Source organism: Pseudomonas sp. TH04, assembly GCF_016651355.1.
Classification (GTDB): Bacteria; Pseudomonadota; Gammaproteobacteria; order Pseudomonadales; family Pseudomonadaceae; genus Aquipseudomonas; species Aquipseudomonas fluorescens.
This window is the reverse complement of the sequence record NZ_JAEKEA010000001.1, coordinates 1,400,904-1,419,282: the sequence shown is the minus strand read 5'-3', so window position 1 is coordinate 1,419,282 and position 18,379 is coordinate 1,400,904. Positions and strand designations below refer to the sequence as shown.

At 59.9% G+C, this 18,379-nt stretch carries 16 protein-coding genes; 9 read left to right on the top strand and 7 right to left on the bottom strand.

Going from position 1 to position 18,379, the window contains the following annotated elements:
• Nucleotides 1-27: 27 nt before the first annotated feature.
• Entirely contained in the window at nucleotides 28-678 is a 651-nt protein-coding gene (locus tag JFT85_RS06155; RefSeq protein ID WP_053255426.1) for a YceH family protein, read from the bottom strand.
• A gap of 286 nt (nucleotides 679-964) precedes the next feature.
• Here JFT85_RS06155 and JFT85_RS06150 point away from each other — a divergent pair, with 286 nt between their 5' ends.
• Entirely contained in the window at nucleotides 965-1,474 is a 510-nt protein-coding gene (locus JFT85_RS06150; RefSeq protein ID WP_053255427.1) for a DUF1993 domain-containing protein, read from the top strand.
• Nucleotides 1,475-1,543: 69 nt separating this feature from the next.
• Here JFT85_RS06150 and sstT read toward each other — a convergent pair whose 3' ends face one another.
• Nucleotides 1,544-2,764 carry a serine/threonine transporter SstT gene (gene sstT, locus JFT85_RS06145; protein ID WP_053255428.1) on the bottom strand — a complete coding sequence of 407 codons (1,221 nt, stop codon included), beginning with the start codon at nucleotides 2,762-2,764 and terminating at the stop codon, nucleotides 1,544-1,546.
• Nucleotides 2,765-3,005: 241 nt separating this feature from the next.
• Between sstT and JFT85_RS06140 the strand changes: the two genes are divergently transcribed.
• Complete coding sequence (locus tag JFT85_RS06140) at nucleotides 3,006-4,163, top strand: MFS transporter (protein WP_201229490.1); 1,158 nt, start codon at nucleotides 3,006-3,008, stop codon at nucleotides 4,161-4,163.
• A 4-nt stretch (nucleotides 4,164-4,167) separates the two neighbouring features.
• Here JFT85_RS06140 and nhaR read toward each other — a convergent pair whose 3' ends face one another.
• Nucleotides 4,168-5,070: a transcriptional activator NhaR gene (gene nhaR, locus JFT85_RS06135; RefSeq protein ID WP_069552542.1), complete on the bottom strand. Its 903-nt coding sequence runs from the start codon at nucleotides 5,068-5,070 to the stop codon at nucleotides 4,168-4,170.
• Nucleotides 5,071-5,204: 134 nt separating this feature from the next.
• Between nhaR and JFT85_RS06130 the strand changes: the two genes are divergently transcribed.
• The 4 genes from JFT85_RS06130 to mnmH all read left to right on the top strand — a co-directional run bounded on the left by JFT85_RS06130 (nucleotide 5,205) and on the right by mnmH (nucleotide 8,465).
• Nucleotides 5,205-5,456 carry a hypothetical protein gene (locus JFT85_RS06130; protein WP_053255431.1) on the top strand — a complete coding sequence of 84 codons (252 nt, stop codon included), beginning with the start codon at nucleotides 5,205-5,207 and terminating at the stop codon, nucleotides 5,454-5,456.
• A gap of 28 nt (nucleotides 5,457-5,484) precedes the next feature.
• Nucleotides 5,485-6,234 carry a TerC family protein gene (locus tag JFT85_RS06125; protein WP_201229488.1) on the top strand — a complete coding sequence of 250 codons (750 nt, stop codon included), beginning with the start codon at nucleotides 5,485-5,487 and terminating at the stop codon, nucleotides 6,232-6,234.
• A gap of 93 nt (nucleotides 6,235-6,327) precedes the next feature.
• The gene (gene selD / locus JFT85_RS06120; RefSeq protein ID WP_053255433.1) at nucleotides 6,328-7,362 is read left to right on the top strand and encodes a selenide, water dikinase SelD; all 1,035 of its coding nucleotides are present in this window, start codon (nucleotides 6,328-6,330) and stop codon (nucleotides 7,360-7,362) included.
• Nucleotides 7,362-8,465: a tRNA 2-selenouridine(34) synthase MnmH gene (gene mnmH, locus JFT85_RS06115; protein WP_053255434.1), complete on the top strand. Its 1,104-nt coding sequence runs from the start codon at nucleotides 7,362-7,364 to the stop codon at nucleotides 8,463-8,465. Before selD ends, mnmH begins: the two co-directional genes overlap by 1 nt.
• Before the next feature lie 128 nt (nucleotides 8,466-8,593).
• On the opposite strand, the gene JFT85_RS06110 is transcribed toward mnmH, so the two are convergent.
• Together JFT85_RS06110 and JFT85_RS06105 are read right to left on the bottom strand one after the other, a co-directional pair.
• The gene (locus tag JFT85_RS06110) at nucleotides 8,594-9,649 is read right to left on the bottom strand and encodes a permease (RefSeq protein WP_201229486.1); all 1,056 of its coding nucleotides are present in this window, start codon (nucleotides 9,647-9,649) and stop codon (nucleotides 8,594-8,596) included.
• A 58-nt stretch (nucleotides 9,650-9,707) separates the two neighbouring features.
• Nucleotides 9,708-10,409 (bottom strand): hypothetical protein, encoded by a 702-nt coding sequence (locus tag JFT85_RS06105; RefSeq protein ID WP_053255436.1) that lies wholly within the window; start codon nucleotides 10,407-10,409, stop codon nucleotides 9,708-9,710.
• 251 nt (nucleotides 10,410-10,660) lie between these two features.
• Here JFT85_RS06105 and JFT85_RS06100 point away from each other — a divergent pair, with 251 nt between their 5' ends.
• The 3 genes from JFT85_RS06100 (at nucleotide 10,661) to hemB (ending at nucleotide 13,311) form a co-directional block, all read left to right on the top strand.
• Nucleotides 10,661-11,359, top strand: coding sequence for a glutathione S-transferase N-terminal domain-containing protein (locus JFT85_RS06100; RefSeq protein WP_053255437.1), 699 nt, complete (start codon nucleotides 10,661-10,663; stop codon nucleotides 11,357-11,359).
• 3 nt (nucleotides 11,360-11,362) lie between these two features.
• Entirely contained in the window at nucleotides 11,363-12,205 is an 843-nt protein-coding gene (locus JFT85_RS06095; protein ID WP_053255438.1) for a PhzF family phenazine biosynthesis protein, read from the top strand.
• A 131-nt stretch (nucleotides 12,206-12,336) separates the two neighbouring features.
• Entirely contained in the window at nucleotides 12,337-13,311 is a 975-nt protein-coding gene (hemB, locus tag JFT85_RS06090) for a porphobilinogen synthase (protein ID WP_053255439.1), read from the top strand.
• An 87-nt stretch (nucleotides 13,312-13,398) separates the two neighbouring features.
• Here hemB and JFT85_RS06085 read toward each other — a convergent pair whose 3' ends face one another.
• Both JFT85_RS06085 and JFT85_RS06080 read right to left on the bottom strand, forming a co-directional pair.
• Nucleotides 13,399-13,719 carry a hypothetical protein gene (locus JFT85_RS06085; RefSeq protein WP_078827989.1) on the bottom strand — a complete coding sequence of 107 codons (321 nt, stop codon included), beginning with the start codon at nucleotides 13,717-13,719 and terminating at the stop codon, nucleotides 13,399-13,401.
• Nucleotides 13,716-18,368 (bottom strand): RHS repeat-associated core domain-containing protein, encoded by a 4,653-nt coding sequence (locus JFT85_RS06080; protein WP_242486572.1) that lies wholly within the window; start codon nucleotides 18,366-18,368, stop codon nucleotides 13,716-13,718. The genes JFT85_RS06085 and JFT85_RS06080 overlap by 4 nt, the downstream gene beginning before the upstream one ends.
• Nucleotides 18,369-18,379: the final 11 nt, after the last annotated feature.

The window sequence follows — 18,379 nt, the reverse complement described above, 5'->3', positions numbered from 1 at the left end:
CAAGCCAGCGCCCACAGGTTGACCGTGTTAAGCCTGTTCCAGCTGCGTGAGGCGCTCTTCCAATGCGGCAATCCGGGCTTCAAGTTCTTCGATACGATCCGAAGAGACGGCACCGGCCGAGCGCTCCACCGCATGACCCCGCGCCGACAGAATCACCTCAATATCCGCCGGATCGCCCAGCGCATGGGTGTAACGATCTTCCCGTTGCCCTGCCTGACGCGGCACCAATAGCGCCAGCCCGCGCGCAATCAGGCGCTCCAGCTGGTGCACCACCTGCTCGGCATCTTCAAAATCATGCATGCGCCCGCTGCGGGTCAGCAGTTCATTGACCGTCTGCGGCCCGCGCAGAAACAGCAGCCCGATCAGTATCACCTGGGCCGGCACCAACTCCAGTGCCTTGTCGACGCGATGCTCCCAGCGGTCGGCCCGGCTGCCCATGACCAGGCGCGTGAAACCTTGGCCTTCCAGCGCGCGCAGGCTTTGCCCCACTTGGCCCTGGCTGAGGTTCGTCACCGGCTCGCGGCTGGTTTTCTGGTTGCAGGCCAGCACCAATGCATTCAGGGTCAGGGGGTAGGTTTCCGGGTTGGTCGCCTGTTTTTCGATCAGGCAGCCCAGGATGCGGATTTCCGTGCTGTTCAGGCGTGGTTCTGGGGTGTCGGTAGCGTGCTCGGCGGTCATCGCGCTTTCCCTATGCAGTAAGAGGGGGCGCTCTCAATGAGTGTTCCCGTCGTGTTGTCGCCTTAAAGCGGGCCAGGCAAGACGCAGGCCGCTGGGAATGGTTGTTCCCTTTCCAAGGCCGGCAACGCAGGGCCCGCGTTAAGGCACAACCCGGCGCGACGGGGAAACTCATTGAGAGCGCCCGCACCTAGCCTAATCCTGAAAAAATAAAAGACAAGCTGCACACGCAGCTGGCATGTCTATAATCGCCGCTGGTTACACACCCTGCCATCACCGCGAGACTGTCATGACTATTTCCCTGTACGCCGCCTCCATCCCGGTCTTCAAGCAAATGCTCAACGCCCTGAGCGATGTGCTGAACAAAGCCGAAGCCCATGCCACCGCCAAGAACATCGAGCCCAATGCTCTGTTGCAGGCGCGTCTGTTCCCGGACATGTTCCAACTGGTGCGCCAGGTGCAGATCGCCGTCGACTTCGCCAAGGGCGTTTCCGCACGCCTGGCCGAGATTGAAGTGCCGAAGTACGAAGACAGCGAAGTGACCTTTGCCGACCTGCAAGCCCTGATCGCCAAGGTGCTGGCGTTTGTCGACACGATCAAGCCCGAGCAAATCGACGGCAAGGAAGGCATCGAGATCATCACCCGCCCAGGCACCCCGAAAGAGAAGCGCTTCAGCGGCCAGTCCTACCTGCTGACCTACGGCCTGCCGCAGTTCTTCTTCCACGTCACCACCGCTTACGCCTTGCTGCGTCACAACGGTGTCGAAGTGGGCAAGCGCGATTACATGGGCGCGTTCTAAGCACCCAGGTACAAAAAAGCCCGGCGCGGTTCTTCAACGAACCGCCCCGGGCTTTTTTACGCCTGATGGTTAAGCCGGCTGTTCTTCCTGGCCCAGGCATGCGGCGGCGGTAAACAGCACATCGGTGGACGAATTGAGCGCGGTTTCCGCCGAATCCTGCAACACACCAATGATGAAACCTACGGCGACGACCTGCATGGCGATCTCGCTGGGAATACCGAACAGGCTGCACGCCAGGGGAATCAACAGCAACGAGCCACCGGCCACGCCCGACGCCCCGCAGGCACACACCGCTGCCACCACGCTGAGCAATACGGCGGTCGGCAGGTCGACGGTGATACCCAAGGTATGCACGGCCGCCAGGGTCAGTACGGTGATGGTGATTGCGGCACCGGCCATATTGATGGTGGCGCCCAGTGGGATCGATACCGAATAGGTGTCTTCATGCAGGCCCAGGCGTTTGCTCAACGCCAGGTTCACCGGGATATTCGCCGCGGAGCTGCGGGTGAAGAAAGCGGTGATGCCGCTCTCACGCAGGCACATCAGCACCAGCGGGTAGGGGTTGCGGCGCAGCTTCCAGAACACGATGGCCGGGTTGACCACCAATGCCACGAACAGCATGCAGCCGATCAACACCACCAGCAGGTGAGCGTAGCCGAGCAGGGCACCAAAACCGGAGGTGGCCAGGGTTGAGGCCACGAGACCGAAGATCCCCAGCGGCGCGAAACGAATCACCACGCGCACGATCAGCGTTACGCCGTTGGACAGGTCGTCGAGCACGGTGCGGGTGGTTTCGCCGGCATGGCGAATCGCGATGCCCATGCCGATGGCCCACGCCAGAATGCCGATAAAGTTGGCATTCATCAGCGCGCTCACCGGGTTATCCACCACGCTCAACAGCAGGCTTTGCAACACCTCGCCGATGCCGCCGGGAGCACTTACCGCGACGTCATGGGTGGCAAGCACCAGGGACGACGGGAACAGCGTGCTGGCGACCACCGCCACGACGGCAGCCGCAAAGGTACCGAGCAGGTACAAGAAGAGGATCGGCTTGATATGGGTTTCCTGGCCGTGTTTATGGTTGGCGATCGACGCCATGACCAGTACGAACACCAGGATCGGCGCAACGGCTTTCAGGGCCGTGACGAACACCTTGCCGATAAACCCGGTAGCGCGGGCAGCCTCGGGCATCCACAGGGCCAATAGAATCCCGGCAAGCAAGCCCAAGACAATTTGGGTAACCAGGCTGACGCGCATAAGTCGTTGTAACAGGGAAGGGGCAGCAGTCATAAACAGTTGTCTCTAGTTTTTTTAATAGAACGCAGCATTGCAGGCGGAAAGTGCTGTAGGCAGTAGGTGCGGAGTCTAACATGCTGTAGGAAGCGTCCCGTTCGGTGCGGCATTGCGTCACCCGCACCCGCAGGCTTTGGCAAAATCCAGACATACTCTGTTAACATTCTTGCCTCTCATCTTTCCTCTCCGTCAGCGAGCCCTTCGGGCTGTCGTTGATGTCGTCGTTTCTGGAGTTTTTATGTTGTTTCCCATCCTGCTGCTGTCGGCCGCCGGCTTTACTGTGTTGACCACAGAATTCGTCATCGTGGGCCTGCTGCCATCGATTGCCCGGGACCTGAATGTCAGCGTGTCCCAAGCGGGTTTGTTGGTGACCTTGTTCGCCTTTACCGTGGCGGCGTTCGGTCCGTTCCTGACGGCGTACTGCGCGCGCTTCCCACGCAAGCGCTTGTTTATCAGCATCCTGATCATGTTCGGCGTGGCCAATACCCTGGCGGCGCTGGCGCCGAATATTTGGGTGATGGCATTCGCGCGGTTGATTCCGGCATTGGGGTTGCCGGTGTTCTGGGCCTTGGCCAGCGAGACGGCGGTGGACATTGTTGGCCCCGAATACGCCGGACGAGCCATTGAAAAAATCGGCTTCGGCATCGTCTGTGCCACGGTGTTCGGCATTCCGGTCGGCACGCTGATTTCCGACATGTTCGGCTGGCGTACCGCGTTTGCGATTCTGGCGGTGGTGGCGTTGGCCAAGGCATTGCTGCTGTTTATCTACCTGCCGGTGACCCAGCCGAAGAACGACCAAGTGACACTGCGCTCGCAATTCAAGATCCTGCGCAACCCGTTGATGCAGGGGCATATCCTGCTGTCAGTGCTGGTGTTCAGCGGCATGTTCACCGCTTACACCTACCTGGCGGACATTCTTGAGCGTCTGGCCGGCTTTGACGGCACATTGGTCGGCTGGTGCCTGATGGGGTTTGGCGCGGTAGGCCTGATCGGCAACTCACTCGGCGGGCGCGCAGTGGACCGCCACCCGTTGATCGCGTCCATGGTGTTCTGTGGGTTCATGATCGCGGGCATGGTGGCGTTGGTCCCGGCGATTCATTCCACCGTCGGCCTCGCGGCGGCGATGGCGGTGTGGGGCGTGACCCAGGCGGCGCTGTTCCTGGTCAGCCACGTGCGGCTGATGAAGGCCGCGCCCCATGCACCGGCGTTTGCGGCGTCGTTGAATATTGCCGGAGCCAACCTGGGGATTGGCCTGGGGGCAATGGTCGGCGGGCATGTGATCGACACCCTCGGCCTTGGCAGCCTGGGCTTTGCGGCGTCCGGGTTTATCCTGGTGTCGATCCTGCTGGCGTTGTGGCTGATGACCGCCAGGCAGCCGGTCGCATCCAACGCCTGAATCGTCAGGGCAGGGCGGTAAACAACTCGCGTCGAGCGCCTTCGGTAATCGCCACAATGCCGGGGTGCTTGACCTTGCGCTCCACCGAGATCGCGTAGAACGACTCGGTCACCGCATCGGTCTGGCCAATCAGCGCCACCCCGTACTGGCGCACCACCTCGTCGGCAATCACGCTGGGGGCGATAAAGATCCCGCTGCCGGATTGGCCAAACGCCTGCATTAACGCACTGTCATCGAACTCGCCGATGATCTTCGGTTGAATCTGCTGCTCGGCGAACCAGCGCTGCAAGCGGCTGCGCACCACCGTCTCGGCCCCCGGAATCAAGAGCGGCGCGCCCTGCAGACATTGTGGGAAATCACCACCGTACTGGTCGGCCAACGCCTGGGTGGCGAAAAAACTGATGCCACACTCCCCCAGTTTCTGGCTGTAGCCTTTGATGTCCAAGTGAGTGGGCATGGGGCTGTCGGAGATCACCAGGTCGAGGCGCTGAATCGCCAGGTCGGCCAATAAACGTTCGAGTTTGTCCTCGCGGCAGGTGATACGGATTTGTTCGCTCAGCTCCATCGTGGGGGCGATCAGCCGGTAAACGATGGATTTGGGCACCACATCCGCCACGCCGACCCTGAACAGGATCTGCTGCTCATTGGGCTGCGCGCGCAACATCGCCTCCAGTTCGTTGCCGGTTTGGAACATTTGCTCGGCGTAGGGCAAGGCCTGGCGCCCGGCTTCGGTGAGTTCAAGCTGGCGGCCGACGCGCTGAAACAGCGCGATACCAAAGGTCTGCTCCAGCAGGCTGATCTGCCCGCTGATGGTCTGGGGCGTGAGGTTCAATTGCTCACAGGCGCGCACGATGCTGCCGGTCTTGGCCACCACCCAAAAATAATGCAGTTGTCGATAATTAAGCATCGTGGACTACACTTCGTAAAAATCGAAGTATATACGAGAAAAATACGAATTTTACTGAACTGTTCGACTGCATAGAATGCCTCGCTATCGAGGGGCCACTATTTGGACCCACTGGTTCTAACGAGGAATACAGCATGCAACTCAATTCTCTGGGCGCGGCGGCCTTACTTGCGCTTTCATTGGTGGTGATCAGCGGCTGTGATCAAGTCGAAAAAAGCGCCCAGCAAGTCATGGGCAAGGCCACCGAGTCGGCCAAGCAAGCCATTGATGACACCCACAAAGCCGCCGAGCAGGCATTGAGTGAGGCGACGCAAGGCCTGATCAGTCCGCAAAAAAAGGCGGATCAGGAAGACAAAGAACCTGAAACCGGCAATAAAGAAGCCTAATTCCCCAGCACAACGTCAGGACTGACCTATGGATTACCTTTTACAACTGGCCGCCAGCCCCACCGCCTGGGTGGCACTGGCCACCTTGATCGTCATGGAAATCGTGCTGGGCATCGATAACCTGATCTTTATTTCGATCCTCACCAACAAGTTGCCCGAGAAGCACCGAGCCAAGGCGCGCCGTATCGGCATCAGCATGGCGCTGGTGTTGCGCCTGGGCCTGTTGAGTACTATCGCGTTTATCGTGCAGTTGACGACCCCGGTATTTGAGATCTTCGGCCAGGTGTTTTCGTGGAAAGACATGATCCTGATCGCTGGTGGCCTGTTCCTGGTGTGGAAGGCAACGACCGAGATCCATCACAGCATGGACCCCGAGCCGGAAGAAAAGGCAACCACCGGCAACGTGGTGACCATCGGCTTTGCTGCGGCGATTGGTCAGATCCTGATGCTCGACCTGGTGTTCTCCATCGACAGCATCATCACCGCCGTGGGCATGACCGAGCATTTGCCGATCATGATCATTGCTGTGGTGACCTCGGTCATCGTGATGCTGGTGGCGGCTGAACCGCTGGCCAAGTTCATCAACGACAACCCGACGGTCGTGATGCTGGCCCTGGGCTTCCTGATCATGATCGGCATGACGTTGATCGCTGAAGGCTTCGGCGCTCACGTGCCCAAAGGCTACGTGTATGCGGCCATGGCGTTCTCGGCGGTGATCGAGTGCCTGAACATCGCGCGGCGCAATCGCCACAAGCGTTTGCTCGCCGCCAGGCAGTAACCGCTGAACCCGAAAGCCGGCTGAACGCTCAAGAGTCCAGCCGGCTTTTTGCTGTCTGATAGAATCCGCCCACTTGTTACCTTGAGGTCCACCATGAACGAGCCGATTCGCCTCACCCAGTACAGCCACGGCGCGGGTTGCGGCTGCAAGATTTCGCCCCAGGTGCTGGAAGTGATCCTCGCCGGCAGTGGCGCGCAGAACCTCGACCCCAATCTGTGGGTCGGCAACGCCTCACGCGACGATGCGGCGGTGTACGCCATCGACGACGAACGCGGTGTGGTTTCCACCACCGACTTTTTCATGCCGATCGTCGATGACCCCTTTGACTTTGGGCGCATTGCCGCCACCAACGCGATCAGCGACATCTACGCCATGGGGGGCGACCCGTTGATGGCCATTGCCATTCTGGGCTGGCCGGTGAATGTGCTGGCGCCGGAGGTTGCCCGCGAAGTGATCCGTGGCGGCCGTTCGGTGTGCGATGCCGCCGGTATCCCCTTGGCAGGTGGCCACTCCATTGATGCCCCGGAGCCGATTTTCGGCCTGGCCGTGACCGGCATCGTGCAAAAGCGCCATATGAAACGCAACGACACCGCTACCGCCGGCTGCAAACTGTACCTGACCAAACCGCTGGGCATCGGCATCCTCACTACCGCCGAGAAGAAGGGCAAATTGCGCGAGGCGGATGTCGGCGTGGCCCGTGACTGGATGTGCACGCTCAACAAACCGGGCAGCCGTTTCGGTAAGTTGGCTGGCGTCACGGCCATGACCGATGTCACCGGTTTCGGCCTGTTGGGCCACCTGGTGGAAATGGCTGACGGCAGTGCTCTCACAGCCCGCATTGAGTACAAAAAAGTCCCACTCTTGGCCGGGATTGAGGATTACCTGGATCAGGGCTGCATGCCCGGTGGCACCTTGCGCAACTTCGACAGCTACTCGAGCAAAGTCGGGCGCTTGCAGGAGCTGCACAAACGCGTGCTGTGCGACCCGCAGACCAGTGGCGGCCTGTTGATCGCCGTTACCGCGGAAGGTGACGCTGAGTTCCACGCGGTGGCTGCCGAGCTGGGCCTGAGCCTGGAGCCGATCGGTGCACTGGTTGAGCGACAGACACACGCGGTAGAGGTGTTTTGATGGCAACCGACATCACCGACTACCGCGACATCTTCCTCAACGACCGGCCGATGATGGATACCCGCGCACCGATCGAATTCATCAAGGGCGCGTTTCCCGGGGTGATCAACTTGCCGTTGATGACCGATGACGAGCGCCAACGGGTCGGCACCTGTTACAAGCAGCAGGGCCAGCAAGCCGCGATTGTGCTGGGGCATGAGCTGGTCTCGGGGGCGATCAAGGCTGAGCGTATCGAACAGTGGGCGCAGTTCGCCAAGGCCAATCCTGACGGTTACTTGTACTGCTTTCGCGGCGGGCTGCGCTCGCAGATCGTGCAGCAATGGTTGAAAACCGAAGCCGGTATCGAGTACCCCCGTGTCGGCGGTGGCTACAAGGCCATGCGGACCTTTTTGTTGGAGACCGTGGAGCAGGCGACCGCCGAGTGTGATTTCGTATTGCTGGGCGGCATGACCGGCACCGGTAAAACCGAGGTGCTTGGCCAGTTGCATAACGCCCTGGACCTTGAGGGCCACGCCAACCATCGCGGTTCCAGCTTCGGCAAACGCGCCACGACACAACCGTCCAACATCGACTTCGAAAACCGCCTGGCGGTGGACCTGCTGAAAAAACGCGCGGCGGGGATCGAACAATTTGTCGTTGAGGATGAGAGCCGCATGATAGGCAGTTGTGCGCTGCCCTTGCCGTTGCACAAAGGCATGCAGACATTCCCGATGGTGTGGCTGGAGGACAGCGTTGAAGGCCGGGTCGAAAGGATCTTGCGCGATTACGTGGTCGACCTGTGCGCCGAGTTTATCCAGGTGTTTGGCGAAAATGGCCAGGCGCTGTTTGCCGAGCGCCTGACCCAGAGCCTGGCCAATATCCATAAACGCCTGGGCGGCGAGCGCTTCCAGCGCTTGCAGGCTGTTTTGCAGGACGCTTTGGCTGAACAGGCCCGCAGCGCTGCCGTGGACTTGCACCGCGTATGGATCGAAGGGTTGCTGCGCGAGTATTACGACCCGATGTACGCCTTCCAGCGTGAAAGCAAGGGCGCACGGATCGAGTTCGCGGGGGAGCAGGGCGCGGTGGTGGAGTATTTGCGCGAGCGGAGTGCCAGGCGAGCATAGTCGCTGGTTTTGAGGGTCTCTTCACGAGCAAGCCCGCTCCTACATTACGACCGCGATCCTACAGGATGAGCACGGTTGGATGTGGGAGCGGGCTTGCTCGCGAAAGGGTCCTCAACGTCGCCAGAAATCTAAAGAAGGACCGCCCCGATCAACCCACACACCACGCCCATCAGCATGGTCAGCCCGGCCACCGTCACCAGTACGCGCGCGTCGAAATCCTTGCGCAGCATCAGCAGTGACGGCAGGCTCACGCTGGGCAGGGTCATCAGCAAGGCCACGGCCGGCCCGGTGCCCATGCCCAGGGTCATCATGGTTTGTACGATTGGGATCTCGGCGGCGGTAGGAATCACGAACAGCGTACCAACGATCGCCAGCGGCACCAGCCACATCAGGCTGTTGGCCATGGCCCCGTCAATATGAGGGAACAGCCAGACCCGCGCAGCTCCCAGCACCAGCACGGCGACGATATAGATCGGGATCGTGCTCCAGAACAACTGCCACAGGGTACTTAACCAACGGCTCAGGAACGGCTGCGACTCGACCTGGCTGACGTCGGCCACTGCTTCCAGTGCGGCTTCCGGCACTTGGTCGGGCCGGGCAATCCGCTGCGCCACCAGGGACACGCCGACCACCAGCACAATCCCTGCGACCAGCCGCAATGCGGTAAAGCCCCAGCCCAGCACAAAGCCCATGAACACCAGGGTCGCCGGGTTCAATACCGGGTTGGCGATCCAGAACGCCAGGGCCGCACCCACCGACACCTGCTGACGGCGCATGCCGGCTGCCACCGGGGCCGCGCAGCAACTGCACATCATCCCCGGCAAGGCGAACAGCCCGCCACGTACGGTCGAACCCAGCCCGGCGCGGCCGAACAGGCGCAACAGCCAGTCGCGGGGAATCAACACTTGCAACAGCGAGCCCAGAATGACCGCCAGCACGGCGGCCTTCCAGATCGCCAGGAAATACACCTGGGCATAGGCCAGCGCCGCTGCCAGTGGCGAGCTTTGCTGGTCATTCAGAATCGAGGCGCCGATGCTGTGGTTATCCGCCGCCACGAACGCCTTGAGGTAATAGGGCGACCACTTCACATAGTAGAGGCCTATGCAGGCCACCAGCACGAACAGCGCTGGTTTCCACCAGAAGGACCAGCCCCGGTTGGGCTGCTGGGAGATGAGGTTGGGCATGGTGCAGATCCGCAGATGGTTCAATAGCGGGGCATCATACGCCTGTGGCGCGCAAGCTTCAGATATCTGCGCTGACTTGAGTGGCGTCCGGGCATGTCCGCTCGCCGTTATTCAGGCCTTGCTTGTAATTGCGGCTCAGCAGTGAGGCTTTGCCGTTGTGCCAGGTCAAGGTCAGGACATAGAGCGTGTCGTAGTCGTCGCCCGACCAATCCTCAGTGATCGTGTGTTTTTCCCCCGAGGCTTCACTGGCCACCTTGTTGATCAGCTCTGGCAGGTAGCCGTGGGACCAGGCGGTGTAGATGATCGCGTTGTGGTACTTGTCTTCGACCAACTCGTCGGCGAGGGCGCTGGTGTCGTTGGCTGAAAACTTGATGTTCACCGGCAGGCCGAGCTTGATGGCGCTGGGGCTGATGGTCATCAGTGGCCGGATGTAGCTGTAGGAATTGTCGTGCTCACCTTCCTCGACATTGCGCGTCGGGTTGGCGGCGAATACGTAGTTGGCCTTACCGAATTTTTCCGGCAAGACGCTCGCCAGGTTCATCGCGCGATTCAGGCCCTGGCAGTTGAGCTGGCCGAGGCCGCCGGCCGGTTTTTCACCGTGGCGCAGGAAGACCAGGGTTTGTACGCCATCCACCGGCTCGGCGCGACTGATCCGCGACTCCAGCGTCAGGCCGATTGCGCCGCCAACCAGCAGCAGCGGCAACATGATGTATGAATAGCGTTTAAGGCGTTTAGTAAGGCACAGAGGCTTGATTGTCATTGTCGTGTCGAGTCTTCGTGCTTGGGTTGAAGTCGTACAGGCCCGGCGCCAGTGACGCATGCGGCGTCCTGCGGTTTTCCGTGTCGTTGTAACGAGTGTCTCCATTCACCCTGATGGCGCACTTAAGAGTGTGTATCGGCTCTTTGGTTCGTCAGCGCGCGAGATTAGCGCAGTAATGTTGCGCAATGATGACCCATGCAGGACGGCGAGCCGCTGGCTATTATGGGGACTTTCCGCCTGGGGACTTTCCGATGAACGCACTTGCCGCTTTCCCGATCAACAGCAAATGGCCCGCCCAATACCCGGAACGCTTGCAGCTGTATTCGTTGCCCACGCCCAATGGGGTCAAAGTGTCGATCATGCTCGAAGAGCTGGGCCTGCCTTATGAAGCGCACAAGGTCAGTTTCGAAACCCAGGACCAGCTGTCTCCCGAGTTTCTGTCCCTGAACCCCAACAACAAAATCCCCGCGATCATCGACCCCAATGGCCCGAGCGGTCAGCCGCTGGCGCTGTTCGAGTCCGGCGCGATTCTGATTTACCTGGCCGAAAAAACCAGCCAGTTACTCTCCGAAGACCCGGCCACCCGCTATGAAACCCTTCAGTGGCTGATGTTTCAAATGGCGGGTATCGGCCCGATGTTCGGCCAGGTCGGGTTCTTCAACAAATTCGCCGGCAAGGCATACGAAGATAAGCGCCCGCGTGATCGCTACGCCGCCGAGTCTCGGCGTTTGCTGGGCGTGCTGGAACAACACCTGCTGGGTCGCACCTGGATCATGGGCGACGAATACAGCATCGCCGACATCGCCACGTTCCCATGGGTTCGCAACCTGATTGGCTTCTACGAAGCCGGCGACCTGGTGGGCATTGCTGATTTCCCTAATGTGCTGCGCGCGCTGGACGGCTTTGTTGCCCGCCCTGCGGTGATCCGCGGCCTGAACATACCGAGCTGAAGCATGCAGACGTTCGATTTCAAACAGCTGGATGTATTCAGCAGCGTTTCACTCAAAGGTAACCCGTTGGCCGTGGTGCTGGGCGCTGATAGCCTCACCGACCAGCAAATGGCCGACTTCGCTAACTGGACCAACCTCAGCGAAACCACGTTTTTGCTGACGCCGCGTGATCCGCGGGCGGATTATCGGGTGAGAATCTTTACCACGCTCAACGAGCTGCCGTTCGCCGGGCACCCGACCTTGGGCAGTTGCCATGCCTGGTTGCACGCGGGCGGCGTGCCCAAAGGCGAGGAGATCATCCAGGAGTGCGAAATCGGCCTGGTGCGTGTCCGTCGCGAAGGCGATCAACTGGCGTTCATTGCTCCGCCGTTATTGCGTTCCGGCGCGGTGGAAACTCCCGTGCTCGAACGCGTGCGCCTGGCGCTGGGGCTGGCGCCCGAGGCCATTGTGCGCAGCCAGTGGGTGGACAATGGTGGGGGCTGGCTGGCGCTGATGCTGGCCGATCGCGAACAGGTGCTGGGTTTGCAGCCGGATTACTCGCAACTCCACGGTTTGGCCGTTGGCGTCATCGCGCCCTGTGACCCGGCGCGCGACGATGTGGACACGCACTTCGAAGTCCGCGGTTTTATCGCCGGCGACGGCGCCCCGGAAGACCCGGCCACCGGCAGCCTGAACGCCGGCCTTGCCCAATGGTTGCTGAGTGAAGGCCTGGCGCCAAGCCGTTACGTGGTCAGCCAAGGTACGGCCATGGGACGCGCCGGGCGTATTCGCGTCGAGCATCATGGCGATGAAATCTGGATCGGCGGCGAGGTAGCGGTATGCATCGAAGGGCGTGTACAGCTCTAGATCAATGAATTGTTACGGGCCACGCAATACACTGTTGGCCCCTTGGCATTTGTGCTGCCGGGGCCTGGAGGCATAAGCTTTGGCCCCAAAGACTTTTGCCTCTACTGTTTTAGCATCCAGTCAGGAAAACCATGACCAGCCAGTTCCCCCAAGCCCGCCCACGTCGCCTGCGCCGCTCCCCGGAGCTGCGTGGCTTGTTCCAGGAAACCGAATTCACCCTCAACGATCTGGTGTTGCCGATTTTCGTCGAAGAAGAAATCGACGACTTCGTACCGATCACCAGCATGCCGGGCGTGGTGCGAATCCCCGAGAAGAAACTGGCCGGTGAGATCGAGCGTTTTGCCCGTGCCGGGATCAAGTCGGTGATGACATTCGGCGTGTCCCACCACTTGGACGCGAACGGCAGCGACACCTGGAAAGAACGCGGCCTGGTTTCGCGCATGTCCTCGATTATCAAGGACGCCGTGCCGGAAATGATCGTCATGTCCGACACGTGCTTCTGCGAATACACCGACCACGGCCACTGCGGCGTGATGCACGGTGCTCATGTCGACAACGACGCGACACTGGTCAACCTCGGCAAGCAAGCCGTGGCCGCCGCCCGTGCCGGCGCCGATGTGATCGCCCCTTCGGCAGCGATGGACGGCCAGGTCCAGGCGATTCGCCGCGCCCTGGACGACGCGGGTTTCACCCATATTCCGATCATGGCCTACTCCACCAAATTCGCCTCGGCCCTCTACGGCCCGTTCCGTGAAGCGGGTGGCAGCGCCCTCAAGGGCGACCGCAAAAGCTACCAGATGAACCCGATGAACCGCCGCGAAGCCGTGCGCGAATCGCTGCTGGACGAGCAAGAGGGCGCAGACGCGCTGATGGTCAAGCCCGCCGGTGCCTACCTCGACATCATCCGCGACATCCGCGAAGCCTCACGCTTACCGGTCGCGGCCTATCAGGTGAGTGGTGAGTACGCGATGATCAAGTTTGGCGCCCAGGCCGGCGCGATTGATGAGGCGCGGGTGGTGCGGGAGACGTTGGGGTCGATCAAGCGTGCGGGGGCGGATTTGATCTTTACGTATTTTGCGATGGATTTGGCGTTGGCTGGGATCTGAGTCCGGTCTGTGATCCTGTGGCGAGCGAGTGTGCTCGTCGCAGGTACCAGCTTGGGGAAACACGCTTCATTAGATGTTTTCAATCGATCAATGAATTGGCGTTTTTTGAAGTTCTGCGCGAATCGAAACTTGAGCGAGGAGCAGTTGCTCGATTAGCGAGTCAATTGACTGCGCGGTAAGCGTTAAAGTGGGAAATTCCCATTCATAGTCTTTAACGACTTTTATTTGGAAGTGCCCTTTTGCGTCGAATGAAGGATACCAACCTACATCAATGAGGAAACCGTTTGGATACTCCACTTGAAGCATGTCCTCTTTCAGATGGTGGGCTTGATGCTCTACCCCTGAATCCTGCAACATAGAGAGTTCGTCGTAAGTTACTTTGCCTTGTAGAAATTCTAACGAGATCATTTAGTTAACCTCCGAAACTCTTGCTCTGAAATAGGGTGGCCGTGGATTGTTTTCGCGCTTAATTCAATACGTATCCAACGGCTGGATACTCCTTCGCTGGCGCCAATGCTCTCAGGGTACTCCATCACTTTCCATGGTTTTCCATTAGTAACTGCTCTGCCGTTTTTATAGGCTTCTCTTTCCAAGTTTTCAATATTTATGCCTGGCTTGTACTTGGCTGGACCGGACTTTGTTGTTGCCAAAATATCTTTCCAAGGCATTTTTTTTGAGGGGCTGTGCTTATACCCATGAGCTGTCCATTCGATTTCTTCAGGTGCAGGCAGCGTCGGCTGGTCGCCTTTGACTCTTGCACTGTTTGCCGGATCTTCGACGTCCTCAAAGGGACCGCATTTACCGGGACATTTATTGAGTCCTAGCGGATCTACCCACCCCGTAGGGTTCGGTACGTACTGGTACGCGTTAATCCCACCCGCCAGCTTCACCGGGTCAGGCGTCAGGTAACGACCACTGTCCGGATTGTAGTAGCGATGACGGTTGTAGTGCAGCCCGCTTTCCGGGTCGAAGTATTGGCCTTGGAAGCGCAGCGGATTGTCGATTTTGTTGACATCGAGGCGGGCAATCTCGCCGTAGGCGCGGTAGTGCGCCGACCAGACGATTTCACCGTCTGGGTCTGTAAGCTCCTGCGGTGTTCCGAGGTGGTCGAGTTGGTAGTGGAAGGGCTGGGTGTCTTTAGGGCCAAAGCCTTCCAGCAGTGCCAGCGGGCGGAAGCTGTCCGGTTCGTAGAGGTAACTGCGATGGCGATCCGCGTGATGCTCGGTAATCAGCTTGTCGCCTTGCCAGAAAAACTCGGTGGTGATGTCGTCGACGGTTTTGCTGACCCGTCGCCCAAACGGGTCATAGCGATAGCTGGCTGTTTTTCCGTTCGGCTGGGTGATGCCTATCAACCGGTGCTGGCAGTCGTAGCGGTATTCAGTAACGAGTTGATGGCCTTTGCCACGTCGCTGACGGATCAGGTTGCCAAAGGCGTCATAGTCGTAATGATGATCGCCCTGGATCATCAGGCGGTTGCCGGCAACGATGTCCGGGCCGGGTCGATCCTGCATCAGCAGGTTGCCCGCCGGGTCGTGGCCGAAGCGTTCTTGCACGTCTTGTGAGTGATCGGCCCGAGTCAGACGGGCGAGGGGATCGTAGTGGTAGTCGTGTTGGCCTTTACGGGTGTCGAGCAGGCGGGTGAGGTTGCCGGTGTTGTCGTAGTCGTATTGGCGCTGGTAGAGAGTGTGTTGCTGTTGGCTGACGGCGTGGGCGTGCAGGCGGTTTTGTTCGTCGTAGTGGTAGTGGCTGAGGAGCTGACCTTGTTGGCGCTGGTGTTCGCGACCGGCTTTGAACAGGTGAGAAGTGAGTGTTTCACCATTCAGTTCGACGCTGGCAAGGTGGCCGCCTTTGTCGTGGTTGAAGGTGAGGCGGTTGTTGTCCGGCAGACGGAGGTTTTGCAGCTGGCCGCAGGCGTCGTAGCCATAGCGCAAGGTGCCCCAGCCCTGGTGTTCGGCGGTGAGTCGGTTTTGGCTGTCATATTCGTAGGCCAGCGCCCAGTGGCCGTCGTCAACGCTGAGGAGGTTGCCCTGGCGGTCGTAGGCATAATCAACAAGGTTGCCGTCGGGCAGGGTTTTTCGTACGAGGCGGCCGGCGTGGTCTCGCTCGTAGCGGGTGATTAGCTGACTGCCGTCATCGCCATATTCGGTCTTTTCCGCCAGGTTACCGTTGAGGTCGTAAACGTAGGCGGTGCGCTGGCCATCAAAACCGATTTCCTGCTGGATCAGGCCATTGGGGTGGTAAGCGAGCTGGTAGGTTTCGCCGACTTCGTTTTCGATGGCGGTCAGCAGCAACCGTACGTTGTCGTAGCGGTAGTTGACCTGAGTGCCATCGGCATGGATGCGGCGGCTGATCAGGTGCAGGCCGTCGGCGTATTCGTAGCGAGTGACGTGGCCCCGTTCATCGCGTTCGGCGGTGATTTTTCCGTAGGGGTTGTAGCTGTATTCCCGCGTAGCTCCATCGTGCCGAGTCAGTTTCAGCAGACGCCCGGCGGCGTCCCACTGATACTGCGTCAGCGCACCCTGTTCATCCTCGTGCGCAACTTTCCGCCCAAGAGCGTCATAGCGATAGCGTTTGATAGCGCCATTCGGCAGTTGCTCCTCAAGCAACTGACCGCGTTCATTCCAGACCAGCCGGTGACAGCTGTTATCCGGATACCAAATCCCGCTCAGTTGCCCGTATTTGTCGTAGCTGCAGTCCGTGACATTCCCGTCGGGATCAGTCTTGCGAATGACGTCGCCCTGGTCGTTGCGCTCATACTTCCAGACCGCCTCACCACGCCGTACAACCCGTACGAACCCGTTATCGTGCTCGTAGGAAGTCGGTTCATCCTCCCCAGGAAACAACGCCACCAACCGTCCGGCGTCGTCGTACTGATACGCCGTCACCGCGCCCAACGGGTCTTGCTCGACCGTCAGCCGGCCTTTGTCGTCATAGGACTTGAAGTGCTCGGCGCCGTCGGGATCAATACGCTGCACCAGCCGCGCGCGCTGGTCATGCACGTAAACTTCGCGACTGCCATCAGCGTTGTGAACCGTGACCCGGCCGTTGTCATCCCACGCATACTGCGTGTCCATCTGCGAAAAACTGGCCCAGTGCCGGATGCAGCGTGCCGCCTTGCCAGCCCGTTCCCACGCCCAGAAGAAGCTCGCCCCGCCGGCCAGCTGCCGCTCCAGAATGACGTGCTGATCGTCGTACCGATAAACCTCGCTTTCACCGACGGCGTTGGTCGCTGACACCAGTCGGCCAAGGTCATCGTAGGCGTAAGAAACGACGTTCTGTTCAGTCACCCATTCAAAGGGTTCAGGCCCTTTGGCGCGATGAACCTGATAGTCCACGGCCGCGATGCGACCAAACGCATAGCGCAAAAACAGCGAGCGGCCCGCACCGTTATCCAGCCGTTCGATTCGCCCCAAACGATCTCGAACAACCCGCAGGCGGTTGTCATACGCATCGCTGATGGCTGTGAGTAAACCGTCGCGGAAATGGTAGAAACGTGACGCCTGAGCCAGCACCAGTTCATCGGGCAAAGCGCCCAAGTAAATCGCCGCTTCGGCCAGGCTGTTGGTAATCGCCGGCCGAGCCACTGTAGGCAGGGGCAGGGCAGTCGAGCGGTTCTCATGATCCGTCCACACCACCGAATCGCCATCCACCACCAGCCTTTGGGCCAGCGCATGACTCCAACCAAACCCCAACCCGCAATCTACTTCCACCGCACTGGTGCGATACAACCGTGTCCACTCAAACGGCAATATCCCGTCCAGCACACCGTCGGTGAGGGTCAGCAGTTCCTCGCCGGTCACCATCGACACCGGGCAACCGTTGGTGGCCGTCTTGTCCGCCGGGGCCGCCGCATCGCCGTTCGGGTTCTTACCCGCAGCCGGCACATCGTCGACAGGTTCCTGGCGCACCAATGTCGTCTGCTGGGTCTTATTACGAACCACCGGTACCGGGTTGGAAACCAACTGCTCCCCAGCCTTCAACGACGCAACCGGCACGGTCTTGATCGGCGTCGCCACGCTACCAATCAGCAGTGGCTTCACCGCCTCGGCATGCAGCTCCAACCTGGGCATCACCAGCTTGGTCGCCAACAACTCCAGCAGATCCCGGGCCCGCCCAGACTTGATGTGCCCCAGCACCTGCGTACCCAGGCGTACCGCCACACCCATTCCCGCAGTCGCCCAGATCAGCAGCAGGTTGATCAACACCTCGCCGGTGATTTCCCCCATCAGTTCGTTCATTTCTTGCGGCGGCAGCATTCGCATCCAACTGACCATCGCCGACACATAAATGAACAACAGCGGCTCATCGCTGAGTATCAGCAGGCCGTTGGCAATCGCGTCGTTGCCGAGCTTCAGCAGTTCATCAAGTTCGGTTTGGGAGATGTATTGCAGCAATTTCTCGCTGTTGGGCTGGATGTCCGCCAGCAAGTCAAACAGTTGCGTGATGTTGTCCCACAGCCCGTAAAGCGCTTTGCCCATGCCACTGAGAAACGCCGCTTCCAGCATCCGGCGCCGATCCAGCGGAGTAGCGTCCGTGTAGTCTTTCCACTGCGCTTGGAACGTGCCGATCCACTCGCTGCGCAGGCGCGCCTCCAACGCCCCGGTCACCGACTGATAAGACGCGTACAGCGCCTTGACGTGATCTGTGGAAACGTTGGGATAGAAGCTGATTCGGTACGGCTGGTTGCGGTCGCACTCGGTGATTTCGAGAATGCCGCTGGGGCCGATGGTCTTGTGGATTGGCTCGCCCAGCGGCCCGCCGTTGGTATCGACACGTTGCAGCACCACCGGCGTGTTGCCGATCGGCACAAACCGCGTGCTCTGGAACATGTGCACCAGGGTCAACGTGCCGTTGGCCTGGCACGTCGCAACAGTGCTGCTGGGAAAAATGGCGCGGTTGATGGGCGCGACCAGCGCCACCTCGTCGCCGACCTTGAACACCTGCTCGACATCCAGCGCCGAAAAGCTCCAGAAGCTCGCAGCCCAGTCGTCAAAGGTGTTCAGGCACTCTCTAAAGTCGCGCAAGACGGTTTCAACATCGACCGTCTTGGCATCCATTGGGGTCAGGG

Bases quoted from the DNA above. Each gene is read 5' to 3' on its own strand.
- JFT85_RS06155 (WP_053255426.1), bottom strand. From the start codon at position 678: ATGACCGCCGAGCACGCTACCGACACCCCAGAACCACGCCTGAACAGC.
- JFT85_RS06150 (WP_053255427.1), top strand. From the start codon at position 965: ATGACTATTTCCCTGTACGCCGCCTCCATCCCGGTCTTCAAGCAAATG.
- sstT (WP_053255428.1), bottom strand. From the start codon at position 2,764: ATGACTGCTGCCCCTTCCCTGTTACAACGACTTATGCGCGTCAGCCTG.
- JFT85_RS06140 (WP_201229490.1), top strand. From the start codon at position 3,006: ATGTTGTTTCCCATCCTGCTGCTGTCGGCCGCCGGCTTTACTGTGTTG.
- nhaR (WP_069552542.1), bottom strand. From the start codon at position 5,070: ATGCTTAATTATCGACAACTGCATTATTTTTGGGTGGTGGCCAAGACC.
- JFT85_RS06130 (WP_053255431.1), top strand. From the start codon at position 5,205: ATGCAACTCAATTCTCTGGGCGCGGCGGCCTTACTTGCGCTTTCATTG.
- JFT85_RS06125 (WP_201229488.1), top strand. From the start codon at position 5,485: ATGGATTACCTTTTACAACTGGCCGCCAGCCCCACCGCCTGGGTGGCA.
- selD (WP_053255433.1), top strand. From the start codon at position 6,328: ATGAACGAGCCGATTCGCCTCACCCAGTACAGCCACGGCGCGGGTTGC.
- mnmH (WP_053255434.1), top strand. From the start codon at position 7,362: ATGGCAACCGACATCACCGACTACCGCGACATCTTCCTCAACGACCGG.
- JFT85_RS06110 (WP_201229486.1), bottom strand. From the start codon at position 9,649: ATGCCCAACCTCATCTCCCAGCAGCCCAACCGGGGCTGGTCCTTCTGG.
- JFT85_RS06105 (WP_053255436.1), bottom strand. From the start codon at position 10,409: ATGACAATCAAGCCTCTGTGCCTTACTAAACGCCTTAAACGCTATTCA.
- JFT85_RS06100 (WP_053255437.1), top strand. From the start codon at position 10,661: ATGAACGCACTTGCCGCTTTCCCGATCAACAGCAAATGGCCCGCCCAA.
- JFT85_RS06095 (WP_053255438.1), top strand. From the start codon at position 11,363: ATGCAGACGTTCGATTTCAAACAGCTGGATGTATTCAGCAGCGTTTCA.
- hemB (WP_053255439.1), top strand. From the start codon at position 12,337: ATGACCAGCCAGTTCCCCCAAGCCCGCCCACGTCGCCTGCGCCGCTCC.
- JFT85_RS06085 (WP_078827989.1), bottom strand. From the start codon at position 13,719: ATGATCTCGTTAGAATTTCTACAAGGCAAAGTAACTTACGACGAACTC.
- JFT85_RS06080 (WP_242486572.1), bottom strand. From the start codon at position 18,368: ATGGATGCCAAGACGGTCGATGTTGAAACCGTCTTGCGCGACTTTAGA.